The sequence below is a fragment of the Nonomuraea sp. NPDC049309 genome (genome assembly GCF_043196965.1).
In the GTDB taxonomy this organism is placed as follows: domain Bacteria; phylum Actinomycetota; class Actinomycetes; order Streptosporangiales; family Streptosporangiaceae; genus Nonomuraea; species Nonomuraea fastidiosa.
The window spans coordinates 62,555-76,469 of the sequence record NZ_JBICSH010000001.1; the positions used below are offsets into that span (position 1 = coordinate 62,555).

At 71.8% G+C, this 13,915-nt stretch carries 13 protein-coding genes and 6 tRNA genes; 14 read left to right on the forward strand and 5 right to left on the reverse strand.

Going from position 1 to position 13,915, the window contains the following annotated elements:
- Position 1: 1 nt before the first annotated feature.
- Genes ACGFIM_RS00205 through ACGFIM_RS00215 form a run of 3 tightly spaced genes read left to right on the forward strand, consistent with a single transcriptional unit; the run spans position 2 to position 1,856 of the window.
- Positions 2-205 (forward strand): MbtH family protein, encoded by a 204-nt coding sequence (locus ACGFIM_RS00205; RefSeq protein ID WP_393192185.1) that lies wholly within the window; start codon positions 2-4, stop codon positions 203-205.
- Positions 202-456, forward strand: a complete 255-nt coding sequence (locus tag ACGFIM_RS00210) for an acyl carrier protein (RefSeq protein ID WP_393192188.1) — start codon at positions 202-204, stop codon at positions 454-456. Before ACGFIM_RS00205 ends, ACGFIM_RS00210 begins: the two co-directional genes overlap by 4 nt.
- Positions 453-1,856: a condensation domain-containing protein gene (locus ACGFIM_RS00215; protein ID WP_393192191.1), complete on the forward strand. Its 1,404-nt coding sequence runs from the start codon at positions 453-455 to the stop codon at positions 1,854-1,856. Before ACGFIM_RS00210 ends, ACGFIM_RS00215 begins: the two co-directional genes overlap by 4 nt.
- A gap of 541 nt (positions 1,857-2,397) precedes the next feature.
- On the opposite strand, the gene ACGFIM_RS00220 is transcribed toward ACGFIM_RS00215, so the two are convergent.
- On the reverse strand, positions 2,398-2,883 hold the full coding sequence (locus ACGFIM_RS00220) for a hypothetical protein (RefSeq protein WP_393192194.1): 486 nt from the start codon (positions 2,881-2,883) through the stop codon (positions 2,398-2,400).
- A gap of 117 nt (positions 2,884-3,000) precedes the next feature.
- Between ACGFIM_RS00220 and ACGFIM_RS00225 the strand changes: the two genes are divergently transcribed.
- The 8 genes from ACGFIM_RS00225 (at position 3,001) to ACGFIM_RS00260 (ending at position 5,286) form a co-directional block, all read left to right on the forward strand.
- Positions 3,001-3,924, forward strand: a complete 924-nt coding sequence (locus tag ACGFIM_RS00225; RefSeq protein WP_393192197.1) for an aminoglycoside phosphotransferase family protein — start codon at positions 3,001-3,003, stop codon at positions 3,922-3,924.
- Positions 3,925-4,254: 330 nt separating this feature from the next.
- A tRNA-Ala gene (locus ACGFIM_RS00230) sits at positions 4,255-4,328 on the forward strand.
- 1 nt (position 4,329) lies between these two features.
- Positions 4,330-4,401, forward strand: a tRNA-Gly gene (locus ACGFIM_RS00235).
- 6 nt (positions 4,402-4,407) lie between these two features.
- Positions 4,408-4,480: transfer RNA gene (locus ACGFIM_RS00240), tRNA-Leu, on the forward strand.
- 4 nt (positions 4,481-4,484) lie between these two features.
- Positions 4,485-4,557, forward strand: a tRNA-Glu gene (locus ACGFIM_RS00245).
- 1 nt (position 4,558) lies between these two features.
- Positions 4,559-4,634: transfer RNA gene (locus ACGFIM_RS00250), tRNA-Arg, on the forward strand.
- A gap of 5 nt (positions 4,635-4,639) precedes the next feature.
- Positions 4,640-4,720: transfer RNA gene (locus tag ACGFIM_RS00255), tRNA-Tyr, on the forward strand.
- 65 nt (positions 4,721-4,785) lie between these two features.
- Positions 4,786-5,286, forward strand: a complete 501-nt coding sequence (locus ACGFIM_RS00260; protein ID WP_393192200.1) for a hypothetical protein — start codon at positions 4,786-4,788, stop codon at positions 5,284-5,286.
- 827 nt (positions 5,287-6,113) lie between these two features.
- Here the strand turns inward: ACGFIM_RS00260 and ACGFIM_RS00265 are convergent.
- The 3 genes from ACGFIM_RS00265 to ACGFIM_RS00275 all read right to left on the reverse strand — a co-directional run bounded on the left by ACGFIM_RS00265 (position 6,114) and on the right by ACGFIM_RS00275 (position 8,358).
- Complete coding sequence (locus ACGFIM_RS00265; protein ID WP_393192203.1) at positions 6,114-6,995, reverse strand: serine hydrolase domain-containing protein; 882 nt, start codon at positions 6,993-6,995, stop codon at positions 6,114-6,116.
- 14 nt (positions 6,996-7,009) lie between these two features.
- On the reverse strand, positions 7,010-7,186 hold the full coding sequence (locus tag ACGFIM_RS00270) for a hypothetical protein (RefSeq protein WP_393192206.1): 177 nt from the start codon (positions 7,184-7,186) through the stop codon (positions 7,010-7,012).
- Positions 7,187-7,422: 236 nt separating this feature from the next.
- Positions 7,423-8,358 carry an NADP-dependent oxidoreductase gene (locus ACGFIM_RS00275; RefSeq protein WP_393192208.1) on the reverse strand — a complete coding sequence of 312 codons (936 nt, stop codon included), beginning with the start codon at positions 8,356-8,358 and terminating at the stop codon, positions 7,423-7,425.
- A gap of 109 nt (positions 8,359-8,467) precedes the next feature.
- Between ACGFIM_RS00275 and ACGFIM_RS00280 the strand changes: the two genes are divergently transcribed.
- Entirely contained in the window at positions 8,468-8,893 is a 426-nt protein-coding gene (locus ACGFIM_RS00280; RefSeq protein ID WP_364069147.1) for a helix-turn-helix domain-containing protein, read from the forward strand.
- Between the two features lie 295 nt (positions 8,894-9,188).
- On the opposite strand, the gene ACGFIM_RS00285 is transcribed toward ACGFIM_RS00280, so the two are convergent.
- Positions 9,189-10,205, reverse strand: coding sequence for a LacI family DNA-binding transcriptional regulator (locus ACGFIM_RS00285; RefSeq protein WP_393192212.1), 1,017 nt, complete (start codon positions 10,203-10,205; stop codon positions 9,189-9,191).
- 392 nt (positions 10,206-10,597) lie between these two features.
- On the opposite strand from ACGFIM_RS00285, the gene ACGFIM_RS00290 reads away from it, so the two are divergent.
- On the forward strand, positions 10,598-12,499 hold the full coding sequence (locus ACGFIM_RS00290; protein ID WP_393192215.1) for a glycoside hydrolase family 127 protein: 1,902 nt from the start codon (positions 10,598-10,600) through the stop codon (positions 12,497-12,499).
- Positions 12,500-12,594: 95 nt separating this feature from the next.
- The gene (locus ACGFIM_RS00295) at positions 12,595-13,869 is read left to right on the forward strand and encodes an ABC transporter substrate-binding protein (RefSeq protein WP_393192218.1); all 1,275 of its coding nucleotides are present in this window, start codon (positions 12,595-12,597) and stop codon (positions 13,867-13,869) included.
- Positions 13,870-13,915: the final 46 nt, after the last annotated feature.

A 13,915-nucleotide genomic window follows, 5' to 3' on the forward strand; every position in this document is an offset into this window, starting at 1 on the left:
CGTGACGGGACGACACCAGGTGGTCGTCAACGACGAGGAGCAGTACTCGCTGCTGCCCCTCGACCGCCCGATCCCGGACGGCTGGCGGGCGACGGGCTTCACCGGCGACCGGCAGGAGTGCCTGGACCACATCGACGAGATCTGGACGGACATGCGTCCCCGCAGCGTACGGCTGCGCCAGGAGTCGAAGGGGGGCGCGCGGTGAGCAGCGACCTGGAACGCAGGCTCGCGGACCTGGTGGCCGCCGTGTCCGACGGCGAGATCAGCGCCGAGCAGGCGCTCGCCGGCGAGCACTCGCTGTCCGCGCTGGGCCTGACCTCGCTGGCGTGGATCAGGCTCATCGACGCCATCGAGGACGTCTTCGGCGTGGACGTCGATCTCGGCGGCGACCTGTCCGCCTTCGACCGCGTGGACGCGCTCGCCGCCCACGTGTCGGACCTGCTGGACGCCCGATGACCACCCCGGCCATGGCGACCGCCTCGGTCCGGTTCAGCGGGCCGCGGGACGGCCAGGCGCCGCTGACCTGGGGGCAGCGGCTGATGTGGCGGGCCGTGCACCTGATGGGGCCCAGCCAGTCGTTCCTCAACTGCCCCTGGGTGCTGCCGGTGCACGGCAGGCGCGACCTCGCGACCGTGCTGGGCGCGCTGCGCCGGATGCTCGAACGCCACGAGAGCCTGCGCACCACGTTCATCGACACCCCGGACGGCCCGGTGCAGCGGGTGGCGCGCAGCGGCGAGCTGACCGTCGAGCTGGTCCGGACGGACCCGGACGGGCCGCTGGCGACCGCGGGGCGGATCGCCGCCGAGCTCGGCACCACGATCTTCGATCACGGCGCGGACCTGCCGCTGCGCTGCGCCGTCGTGATGGCCGACGGCCGGCCGCGCGCCCTGGCGCTCGTCTTCTCGCACCTGGCGGTGGACTACCAGGCGCTGAGCCTGCTGTCGGCCGAGTGGCGGGCGCTGCTGCGCGGCGACGACCTGCCTGCGCCCCCGTGGCAGCCGATGGAGCAGGCGGCGCTGGAACGCGAGGAGCCGTTCCAGGCCCGCTCGCGGCGGTCGATCCGCTACTGGCGCAAGGTGCTCGAGACCGTCCCGCTCGAGGTGTTCGACCATCCGCCGGGGGAGCCGGAGGACCCCCGGTTCATCGAGGTCGGCATGGAGTCGGTGGCGCTCGCGGCGGCGGCCGTGCGGCTGGCCGAGCGGCTGTCGATCAGCACGACGAGCGTGCTCATCGCCGGCTGCGCCACCGTCCTGGCCGTCGCGAGCGGCCGGCCGCGGGCGGTCATGCAGCTCGTCCACAGCAACCGGCGCGACCCGCGCACCCGTCCGCTGGTCGCCACCGTGGGCCAGGACGCCCTGCTCGTGCTCGACCTGCCCGAGACCGGCTTCACCGACACCTGCCTGGCCGCCCACCACAGCGCCCTCATGGCCTACCGCAACGCCGTTTACGACCCGTTCGAGATGACGGCCATGCGCGAGGAGATCGGCCGCATCAGGGGCGGAGAGCCCGACCTCGACGCCTTCTTCAACGACCGGCGCGGCGAGGGCACCTGGCCGAACCTGCCCCGCCTCGGCGAGGACCTGACCCCGCTCACGGCGAAGACCCGCACGTACGTCACCAACGCCTGGCCCGGCGTCCGGTTCAAGGCGTTCTTCACCCTGGGCACCGCCCCCGACACCGGCCAGCTCAGCCTCATCATCGACACCGCGTACCTGACCAGGCAGACGGCGACGGCCATGCTGCGCGCCGTCGAGACCCTGCTGGTCCGCACCTGCACCGAGGACGTCCCGATCGCCGCCGTCAAGGACCTCGTCCCACCGGCAGAAACGGGCATCGCCCCACGATCCCGCACCTAGCCCGCCCCCGCCGCTGTCCCGGCGGGCTAGGGCCTGCCTCTCCGGAGCACGGGCACCAGCAGCAGCGACAGCCGTTCTGCAGCGCCGCGCCGAGCAGCGGGCTCATGCCCAGTCCCTGCCCAAGGCCCACGACGAACAGGGGAGCGGCGGCCGGCGACCTCGCGCATGGGCGTCCCCGTCAGCGCCCGCATCCCGCCGGGGTGAGCCCGACCGCCTGGGTGAGCCCGATCGTCACGCCATGCCGCCAGGGACCTCGCCCGCGGGCGTCGCCGCGCTGCGCGGCCCGGTGAGGACCGCCCCCCGGCCGGTGACGTACGGAGCCACAGTCGCGACCCTGAACGCGGCGATCCCGGTGGTGAACCGTATGTGAAAGCGGGGGCCGACGAACCCCCATGCGGCCCCCGCTTTCAGCCCTTTGCGACGCGCGCGACACGCCCTCGGATTCGTCCGGCGTCCCCGTTGGCAGCGCGCCCCTCCGTTCGCGACACGCCCCCGTTCGCGGCGCGCGCCCCTATCGCGCAGATGACCCCGCCTCTCCGGACTAGTTGAAGCAGTCCTGGCTGCGCAGCGCGATGCCGTACTCGGTGACCTTGCCGCGAGTGACGGTGAAGTTGTAGTACGCCTTCTTGTTGCCCGGCACCGTGACCACGTAGTAGCCGTGGAAGTCCTTCTTGACGCCCGGGTACGCCGCCTTGAGCTGCTTCAACGTAGAGCCGATCTTGATGCCCTGCGGCGTCCGCACACCCTTCGGAGCCCAGATGGCGGCCAGCCCCACGCGCGGCGAGATGTAGAGCCCCACAGAGTCTTTCGGCGTCCTGAACTTCTTCAGGTCCCAGCCCGAGCAGGAGAGGCCGCCCCCGTCCAGCTTCTTGACGATCTGCCCGGTCGCCTGAGCCTGCTTGGTGGTCATCCCGAGCTTGACGGCACCGTAGCCGTGGGGACCCAGCGTCGTCGGCTTCGCCTCGGCGACCGCCGCGGTGGCACCGGCGACGAGCAGCGAACAGGCGAGGAGCGATGCCCCCATCATCGTCTTCATCATGTCTGGTTCGATGACGGGTTCCGGGCAAAGGTTGCGAGTTTCGATCAAGAAATTTCGCCGTACGCCCGGAATCGCCGGACCCGGGGAACGGCTAGGTTGCACCGCATGACGCACACCGAGATCGACATCAGCGCGGACCTCGTACGGGAGCTGCTCCGCGAGCAGCACCCCGACCTGGCCGATCGCCCCGTGCGGCTCGGTGCGCGCGGCTGGGACAACCAGCTGTGGCGGCTCGGCGACGACCTCGCCGTCCGGCTGCCGTGGGCGACGCAGGACGCGGATGAACTGGTGATCAAGGAGCACACCTGGGTGCCGAGGCTCGCCCCGCGGCTTCCGCTGCCGGTGCCCGTGCCGCAGCGGCTCGGACGGCCGTCATCGGCGTTCCCGCGGCCGTGGATCGTCACCACCTGGGTGCCGGGCGAGCCCGCCGACCGCGCACCCGTCACGCGCGGCGCCGAGTCGGCCGACGTCCTGGCCGCCTTCCTGACCGCCCTCCACCAGCCCGCCCCCGCAGAGGCGGACACCGGGGGCCGGGGGCGCGGAGGACCCCTGGCCGCCGCGTCCGCGTACGTGGCCGATCAGCTCGCCTCGGCCGTCGAGGCCGGGCTCGTCTCCGGCGAGGACGCCGGCGTCGCCCGGACGATCTGGGAGGCCGCCGCCACCGCGCCCGCCTGGGACGGCCCGCCGGTATGGCTGCACGGCGACCTGCACGCGGCGAACGTCGTCACCGCGGACGGCGTCATCTCGGGCGTGATCGACTTCGGCGACCTGTTCGCCGGCGACCCGGCCTGCGACCTGTCCGCCGCCTGGACCCTGCTGCCCGACGCCGCCGCCGTCGAGCGCTGCCACGCGGCCTACGAGCCGTCCCCGGACACCGCAACCCTGCGCCGCGCCCGCGGGTGGGCCGTGATCCGCGCCCTCCTCGGCCTGCACGTCGGCGACGCCGGCGTCCACGGACGGCCGGGCGGCAAGGCCTCCTGGGGCCCGCCCGCTCAGGCGGCCCTGCGCCGCCTCATCGCGACGGCCTGAGAACTCGGCGGGAATTCCCGGTGGCGCTCATGCGTCCGAAAAAATAAGTGGCACGACCGCCGAGTCCGCCATTACCGTCGATGACAACGAAACGCGGGGCGGTGCCCGATCCGCCCCCTCCGGACCACAGCAAAGGAACCACGTCATGCTTCTCGCGGCCGCCGCACTCGGACAGGAAGGGCGAGGCTATCGCCGCCCTGCCGAGCTGGGCCGCGCCCTGCGTGAGGTGGCTCCTGGATGATCCTCGGAGAGGACCATTCCAGAGGCCGCCAGGTGACCACCCGGCGGCCTTTCCTTTTGCTGATTGACAATTGCACAGCGAAGCGCCATGGGCTGATGGTGAAAAGGCATCACACCTGCCTTGCAAGCAGGAGTTCGGGTTTCGAGATCCCGTCGGTCCACCAAGCCGCAGAAGCCGAACGGGTAAGGCGGCTGGCTTCCAACCAGCAGGACGGGGTTCGAGTCCCCGCTGCGGCTCTCCACGCGTCCGTAGCCCAATGGGAGAGGCGCCGGTCTTAGGAACCGGTCAGTGCGGGTTCGAATCCCGCCGGACGTACTGCGCCCCGTTCGTCCAGTGGCCAGGACACCCGGCTTTCACCCGGGAGATCGCCGGTTCGAATCCGGTACGGGGTACGGCCCCATAGCTCAATGGACGAGAGCGCCGGCCTACGAAGCCGGGTCTGGTGCAGGTTCGAGTCCTGCTGGGGTCACTCACGCGCGAGCTGGGCATGTGGCGAGCCCACCCGGCTGTAAACCGGACGCTTCGGCTGTGGCGGTTCGACTCCGTCCTCGCGCACCGCTTTCCCGGCGCCGCCGGACCCCCATGATGCGGAGCTGAATGAGCCTGCGATAATGCGGCGAATGGATCATCGCTCTCATACGTGGATTCGGCGACGGCTGCGTTCGCTGGCGTGGCTCGAGTTGCTCAACATCCCGCTGCAGGCGATGATCTGGTTCGTCGCGGTCGGGTTTCCGCTGACGACCGTGAACATCGTGGGCTTCGGTCTGACCGCGCTTCTCCTGCTGGAGGGAGCCGCTTATTGGCGGGCCAAGCGCCGCAGGCTGGACACGGGCCGCAAAACCCTGCCCGGAGCCGGCGCTTTCACGGTCGCCCGCTGGGGCAATGTCGCCGTTCTGACCGCGGGCCTGCTCGTCATCCTTCGGGGCGTGGTCACCGATCCGGGAGTGGGAAGCTGGCCGGGTCTGGTGTTCGGCTTGTTCGCGTTTTTGGAGCACGTGAACTACTTCCACGTTCAGCTCATGTACGACACCGCCGAGGATCTCCGATACCTGCGAACGCGCGGCCTGCGCCGCGCCCATCTGGCCCGCGATCTCGCCCTCTATGCAAGAACGCGGGCATGACATTGTCGATTGACGAGATTCGTCAATCGTGCCGGCTTCTCATGGGCTTCCCGGCGCGTTCTGACGGCCGCGCCGGCTCGCCGATCCGCATGGCCCGGACTCTCAGCACTTGACCCTCGGCTCCGGCCGCGTCCACGGCCGCCTTGGACCGCGCCGGCCGCCGTATTGCGCGATCCGGCACCGCACGACGGACGTGCCTACGGCGTTGGCCGCCGAGGCCGCATCCCTTCGCGAAATCACCGAACGGCCGGCCGAGGTGACCAGGCGACCTTAGGGGCTGCCTCGGAGCGTTGATCGGCGGCGTGTCGCAGCTGCGCATCCACGTCTCCGCCATCACCGACTGGCTCATCGCCCTCTGAAACACGCCCTTGCTGCTTGCCCTCCAGCGAGACGCCGGTGTGTTCGACGGGCGTCAGGGGAAGGCGCCGGACCAGCGGCGGCGCCCACAGGTTCGTAGGGGGCGGGTGAGCTCGCCGTCACCGGTGCGGCGGCGGGCTCGTCACCGTACGCCGCAGGCGGGGCGCCACACGAGGAGGGACGGGTGGCGGCTGTCAGGAGGTGCGGCCGGGTGACGCGGGCGCGCTCCGGGCGGCACCGCTGTAGTAGGGGTACCACACGTCCCCACAGTCGGCCAGAGGCGCGTCGGCGACGCGCCAGCAGCAGATGTTCAAGGGCAGGGCAGCTTGGCGTCACCGGCGGCGCGGCGGTTACTCGGACGTCACGGCCTCGAGCGCGGAGCGTCACGTGCGGGTTGTGCGGGCGGGGTGGGCGCCGGCATATGCGCAGGGCCCGAACCCCAGGCGGCGGGATCCGGGCCTTTCGCCGGTTCAGCGCGACCTGCTCTCCGGCTGATCTCCTGGCGCCGCACGGGGGAGTGATCTGCTTCCGGTGAAGACGAGTGCGTGGAAGGCGCTGTGGACGGCCGCGATCGGCTCGCGGTCCCGGCCGAAGTAGAGGTTGTTCGTCAGCAGGACGGCCCACCGTGACTGCTTGGCGGAGACCCACAGGGCCGTGCCGGTGAAGCCGTAGTGCACGTACACGTCCTCGTCGCCGCCGGGGCCGGGGTGCCAGAACAGGCCGCGCCGGGGAGCGAGGCCGCCGGTCCGGATCCGCAGCGACTGCGTCACCCACGCCTCCCCGAACCCGGCCCTGGGGGCGGGGTTGAGGAGGTGCCGCTGGAAGCGGGCCAGGTCGTCCAGGGTGGAGAAGACGCCGGCGATGCCGCACACGCCGCCGAGCAGACGGGCGGAGAAGTCATGGGCGACACCCTTGAGGTGGGCGCCGGACCCCGGGCCGAACTCGGTCGGAGCGCACCGCGCCCGCTCGGCGTCCGGCAGCGGCCCGAACCTCGTGCCGGTCATGCCCAGCGGCCGCCAGATCAGGCTCGCGGCGAGCCGGTCGAGCGGGGCGCCGGTGAGGTGCTCGGCGAGGAAGCCCAGGATGAGGGCGGCCCGGTCGGTGTACTCGACGGCCTCGCCGGGCGGCCGGTGCAGGGCCTCACGCAGCACTCCCTCCCGGACGGCGCGGGGGTCGGTGCCGTACGACGCCTTGAGGTTGGCCCGCAGCGGCACGCCGGCGGTATGGGTGAGCAGGTGATGCGCGGTGACCTGACCGAGCGGCCGGCCCGCGACCTCGGGCCAGAAAGTGCCCAGGGGCTGGTCCAGCGGCAGCCGCCCCTCCTCCCACAGGGCGCCGATCACGGACCACACCGCGACGATCTTGGTCAGGCTTGCGACATCGAAGATCGTCTCGCGGACCCGGGATCGGCGGGGTCGGCCAGCCCGCGGGCTCCCCAGCCGAGTACGCCGCTCGCATCGCCGACAGCCCACACCGCCCCCGGAAAGACCTGCTCGCGCACGCCCCGCTCCAGCAGCCGGATGATCGGGTCGTAGCAGTCCATGATGCGTCCTTGCAGGCAGGCGGGCATGCACCGGCCAGCGTAACGGCCGGTCCCCGTCGGGACCGGTCCTTCAGCGCGTACCACGCTCTGGTGTCGGCGCGCAGCGACAACACGAGCGTGATCGGCGCGGCAGCGCAACCGAACGCGTACGTCGGCGCCAGGGAGCCGGATCCCCGGCCGACGGCCATCGAAGGCCCGTCACCCGATCGCCCGCAAGGCGCGGGGCGGCAGCGGCCTCAAGGGGTGAGGACGAGACGGCCGCGGAGGCCGCCTTCTGCGAGGCGCTTGTGCGCGGCGGCGACCTGCTCCAAAGGCAGGGTCCCGGCCACGCGAAGGGTGAGTGACCCCGCCTCGACCAGGGCGGCGAGCTCGGCGAGGCGGGCGCCGTCAGCGTAGATCCAGTGGGTGAAGACGCGGACGCCGCGCAGCGGAGGCGGCGCCGCTCCGGCCACGAGCGCGGCGAAGGCCCCATGCGACCGGACCGCGTCGAGGGCGGCCGCGCCGGTCAGGGCGGCGTCCAGCGCAGCGTGCACGCCGCCGGGAACGAGGGCGCGAACGGCCTCGCCCAGCCGTGCCGTACGCGGCACGAAGAGATCGGCTCCGAGCTCGCGGACGAGCGGCTCGTCGCCGGCTCCGGCGACCGCGACCACGCGGATGCCGCGCGCGGCGGCGAGCTGGGTCGCGAAGCCGCCGACGGCGCCGGCCGCCCCGGTCACCAGCAGCGTCTGCCCGGGGCTCAGGCCGAGGCCGTCGAGCGCCTGCGCGGCGGTGAGCCCGTTCAGGGGAAGTGTGGCGGCCTGTACGGGCGAGACGCCCGCGGGTGTGGCCGTGACCGCGTCCGCATCGAGCACGACCTGGTCGGCCTGGGCGCCGAGCGGGACGTCCAGCCGGTCGGACAGGCCGATCACCCGGTCTCCGGGCTCGATGCCGGTGACTCCCGGGCCGACCTCCTCGACGGTTCCCGCGACGTCCCACCCGAGGCCCACCACGTCCCGCGCCGGCATCAGGCCCGCCTCGGCGAGCGCACCCGACCGGGTGGCCAGATCGACAGGATTGACGGTCGCGGCCTCGACCCGGATCCGCACCTGTCCTTCTCCCGCGACCGGCACCGGAACCTCCGCGACTTCCAGGACCTCGGGCCCGCCGAACGAACGGACGACGACTGCACGCATGAAGATCTCCTCATCACGAAAAGTCGGAACTTGAGGAAGACCGTATGGAGACCTACTCTCTGTTGGGAAGTACGTACCTGAAGGTGCGTACCGTACGGAATGGAGAGCGATGACCACCCGCACCGCCGCCCAGCAGCGCGAGCAGGCGCGCATCGCCTACGACGCCTACCTCGCGACCTGCCCGACACGTCAGCTTCTCGACAGGATCGGCGACAAGTGGGTGGGTCTCGTGCTCACCGCCCTCGCCGATGGTCCCCAGCGCTACAGCGGCCTGTCGCGGACCATCGCCGGCGTCAGCGAGAAGATGCTCACCCAGACCCTGCGCACCCTCGAACGCGATGGCCTGGTCTCCCGGTCGGTCACGCTCTCCGTCCCGGTACGGGTCGACTACGCCCTCACCCCGCTGGGCAGAAGCCTGCTGCCCGTGATGCAGGCCATCAAGGACTGGGCCGAGACGCACATCGACGAGGTCACCGCCGCCCGCGCCGCCTACGACGAGCGCGAATCAGGTGAGCGGCAGGAGCACCTGCCATAGCTCCGAAGCCAGGTCCGCGCCGCCTGGTCATGGCGCCGCACCGGGAAGGCGGGCAGGCGCAGTTCCCGCGGCGTCCGCTGCCGGAGAGCGGCACCGGGATGGCCGCCGTCTGCACCTGGCCCGCGACGCCGCCACCACGCCGACCGCCTACCGCCGCGCCTACCGGGGCCGCCCCGGACCGCACGCCCGCGAAGAACCGCGCTCTCGCGAAGAACCGCACGCCCGGCAGGACCCGCGCGGAGGTCGGGAAGCGCCCACTCGCCTGAATCCGCGCCGCTGAGGCTCCGTCCCGGCGTCAGGACTCGCGTACGACGAGGTGCCCCGCCACCACGTGGTGGCCCGGCTGCGGATGCCCGTCGATCGCGGCGATCAGCAGCTCGGCGGCCCGGCGGCCGATCTCCTCCAGCCCCAGGTCCACCGTCGTCAGCGGCGGCCGGGCGGCCTCGGCCACCAGCGCCCAGTTGTCCACGCCGACGACGCCGATCTGCATGGGCAGGGAGACCCCGGCCTCGCGCAGCCCGTCGGTGACGCCGCGGGCCACCACGTCGCTGCCGCAGAAGACGCCGTCCACGTCGGGGTGGGCGCGCAGCAGCTGGGCGGCGGCGAACCGCCCCCACGCCTCGCTCCAGCCGCCGAAGTACGGCTCGCCGACGAGCTGGAGGCCGTGCCGGGCCAGCGCCTCGATCGTGCCGTCGGCGCGTTCGCGGGCCGAGGCGTGGGAGTGCGGGCCGGTGATGTGGGCGATGCGGCGGCGGCCGGTCTTGACGAGGTGGTCGACGGCGAGGCGCGCGGCGCCGCGCTCGTCGCTCACGACGTTGCAGTCGTCGGGGTCGCTGCTCGGCGCGAGCGCGTACACGACGGGGACGGGCAGGTCGCGGCCGAGCGGGCGGCGCGGGTCGGTGCGGCGCCCGGCCACGATGATGCCGTCGACCCGGCGTTCGAGCAGCTTGCGCAGGTGGTGCTGCTCGCGGATGGGGTCGTCGCGGCTGTCGCACAGGAAGGCGATCATCTCGCCGGCGGCGAGCGAGTCCTCGGCGCCGCGCATCACGGGGATGCCGAAGCGGCCGTAGCTGTCGGTGGTGATGACGCCGACGGTGAACGTGCGCCCGGACAGCAGGCTGCGCGCGATGGTGTTGGGGGCGAAGCCCAGCTCCTCGGCCGCGGCCCGCACCCGGGCACGGGTCTCCTCGCGGAGGTTGCCGCGGCCGTTGAGCGCCTTGGACGCGGTGCCCAGGGACACGCCGGCCCTGGCGGCGACGTCCGCGATGCCGACGCGGCGGCCCGCGGCCTGGGGGGAAAGATCCTCGGTCATGTGCTGTTCTTCGTCGTCGGTGGCGGGGCTGCGTGATCACAAGCGTAAGCCGGAAACACGTGATCTCGTCTAGGAAAATTTTTCCTCAACGGTACACGCGTGTGACGTCCGGCGATAGGTCACGGCGGACGCTCAGATGCCGCCGGAGCTCCAGTTGACCGCGATGATCTGGGTTTTCGCACTGTCATGACGTCCGGGTCTTGACCGGTTCTTCGGCGCGGTCCTATGTTGACGAACGGGAAAAGGTTTCATTCATGTTTCCCATCGATGAGGCCGCCCTCACGTTCCCGTCCACCCGCGATTGATCCCGACGTCACCGTGCCGCGGTGGTTCGGCGTCTTCAGCGACCCGGTCGACCGCTCCACGATCTCCACGAGAGGCAACAGCAGAACGTGCACACCCAAGACGCGCCGCCCCGAACCCGGATCCCGGGCCCTGCCGCACCGCGCAGGCCAGCGCGACTTGCACCGATACCGCTGGACGCGGCCAAGCCGGACCCCGCGTCCCTGCTCGGCGGCTGGCAGGAGCTCAACGCCACGGCCACCATCCCGCACTGCGTCGAGAACGTGGAGCGGACCTCCGCCGTCGAGAACTTCCGCCGCCTGGCCACGGCGGGCGAGGACGGCCCGCAGGGCAGCTTCAAGGGCCCGTGGTTCGCCGACTCCGACCTGTACAAGACGCTGGAGGCCATCGGCTGGGAGGCCGGGCGCAGCGGCACCACCCGCTGGGCCGATCTGCTCACCGAGCTGGCCGGCCTCTTCGAACGCGCCCAGGCCCCCGACGGCTACCTCAACACGTACGTCCAGGGCACCGGCAGAGAGCCGTTCACCGACCTGGAGTGGACCCACGAGCTCTACTGCGCGGGCCACCTCATCCAGGCGGCCGTGGCGCTGCACCGCGGCGGCGGCGACGAACGCTTCCTCACGATCGCCCGCCGCGTCGCCGACCTCATCGTGCGCGAGCTCGGCGAGGACGGCCGCCCGCTCATCGACGGCCACCCCGAGATCGAGACCGCTCTCGTCGAGCTGTACCGCGAGACGGGGGAGGAGTCCTACCTGCGCGCGGCCGAGCTGCAGATCGAACGCCGCGGCCACCGCTCGCTCGGCGCCGGCCGCTTCGGCTCGCAGTACTTCCAGGACCACCTGCCGGTACGGGAGGCGGCCGAGGCGATCGGCCACTCGGTCAGGCAGCTCTACCTGGCCGCCGGCGTCACCGACGTCTACCTGGAGAACGGCGACGAGACGCTGCTCGAGGCGATGGAACGCCTGTGGGACAGCGCCTTCGGCACCAAGATGTACATCACCGGCGGGCACGGCTCCCGGCACCGCGACGAATCGTACGGCGACCCGTACGAGCTGCCCCCCGACCGCGCCTATGCCGAGACCTGCGCCTCCATCGCGGCCCTGCAGTGGTGCTGGCGGATGCTGCTGGCCACCGGCAAGGCCCGCTACGCCGAGGAGATGGAGCGCGCGCTGCTCAACGCGATCGCCGCCTCCATGGACCACACCGGCACCGCGTTCTTCTACTCCAACCCCCTCCAGCTGCGCACCGGGCACGACGGCTCGCACGAGGACGCGCCCAGCGAACGCCTGCCCTGGTACAACTGCGCCTGCTGCCCGCCGAACCTGGCCCGCCTGCTGGCCTCGGCCGGCGCCTACACGGCCACCTCCAGCGCTGACGGGCTGCAGCTGCACCTGCTCACCGCGGGCACGTTCACCGGCCAGGCCATCAGCGCCGCCGTCGAGACCGGCTACCCCTGGGACGGCGTGGTGAAGGTCACGGTCAGCGGCGCCGGCGAGCTGGCCGTCCGCGTGCCGGCCTGGGCCGAGGGCGCCACCGCCACCGTCACCGGAGGGCGCGTCACCGCCGACCCCGCTCCCGGCGACTACCTGCGCGTGGCCTGCGACGACGGCGCCACCGTGCGCCTCGCGCTGCCGATGACGCCGCGCCTGGTGCGCGCCGACGAACGCGTCGACGCCGTACGCGGCTGCGTGGCCGTCATGCGCGGCCCCATCGTGTACTGCGTCGAGCAGGCCGACCTGCCCGATGACGTCCTGGTCGAGCAGCTCCGCCTCGACCCCGCCGCCCCGATCACCGAGGAGCGCACGCCCGGCGACCTCACACCCGTCCGGCTGCGCCTGTCGGGCACGATCCAGCCGCTGGAGACCGAGCTGTACGGCCCGTACGGCCAGGCCACCGCCGCCCGCACACCGATCGCCTTCACCGCCATCCCCTACCACTCCTGGGCGAACCGCGGCCCAGGAGCCATGCGCGTCTGGATCCCGACCGTCTGACCCTCACCCCACCCCCCTCCACCCCCTGCCGGGCCGCGCGGGAAAGCGGCCCGGCTCACCGCCCGCACGCGGCGCGGGCAGAAAGCGAAGTCACCATGAGAACCACGAGGCTCGCGGCCCTGGCGGCCGCTCTCGCGATCGCCGTCTCGGCCTGCGGGGGCGGCGACGCGGGCCAGACGTCGGCGGCCGGCGACAAGCCGACCGGCACCGCCACCCTCTGGGTACGCGACAGCGCCAAGGGCTTCATCAAGCTCCTCACCGACCAGTACAACAAGACGCACGAAGGCAAGGTGACGGTCACGATCGTGCCGTCCGGCAACTTCGTGCAGAAGTTCGGCACCGCCGCCGCCTCCGGAGCGGGACCGGACATCACCTCGATCGACCTGGTGTTCGCCCCGTACTTCGCCTCCAAGGGCGTCTTCGAGGACCTCACGCCGGTGCTGGACTCGCTGAGCTGGAAGGACGGGCTCAGCGAGGCGCACAAGAAGCTCGCCGTCTACGACGGCAAGACATACGCGCTGCCGTTCACCGCCGAGGCGTCGGTCACTTTCTACAACAAGGACCTGTTCAAGAAGGCCGGCCTCGACCCCGACAAGCCGCCCGCCAACTACGCCGAGATGCTGGAGGCGGCGCGCGCCATCCGCAAGCTCGGCAGCGACTACTACGGCTTCACCATGGCCGGGCAGTGCGGCGGCTGCAACGTCTTCGAGTTCGCCCCGCACGTGTGGGCCAGCGGCGGGAAGATCCTGTCCGACGACGGCAAGACCGCGATGTTCGACAGCCCCGAGGTGACCGACGCCCTGGCCTTCTACCGCCAGATGTGGACCGAAGGGCTGATGCCCCCCTCGGCCAAGACCGACGGCGGCACCGTGCAGCCGCAGTCCTTCCAGAGCGGCAAGGTCGGCATGGTGAACCTGGGCGCCTTCTTCGTGCAGACGCTGGTCAAGGACAAGAAGTTCGACTTCGGCGCCACGCCCATCGTCGGCAAGGACGGCGGCACCGCCTCGTTCGCCGGCGGCGACCTCATCGGCGTCGCCAAGAGCGCCAAGAACAAGGCCGTGGCCTACGACTTCGTCAAATGGGCCACCGGCGAGGAGGCGCAGACCATCCTGGCCCAGAACGGCATCGTCCCGATCCGCACCGACCTCATCGACAAGATCTACGCCCCGCTCGACCCGCGCTACAAGGTGCTCGGTGACGCGATGGCCGCCGGGCAGACCCCGTACAGCGTGGTCGAGAACGCGATCATCAACGACAACAACGGCCCCTGGGCCAAGTTGATCAACCAGGCGGTGTTCGGCACCGGCGACATCAAGGCGGCGCAGGACGCGGCCAAGCAGGCCGCCCAGCAGATCATCGACCAGGGCTGAGGACCGATGCCCGCCGCGGCGCCGGTCCGCCGCGGCGGGGCGCACC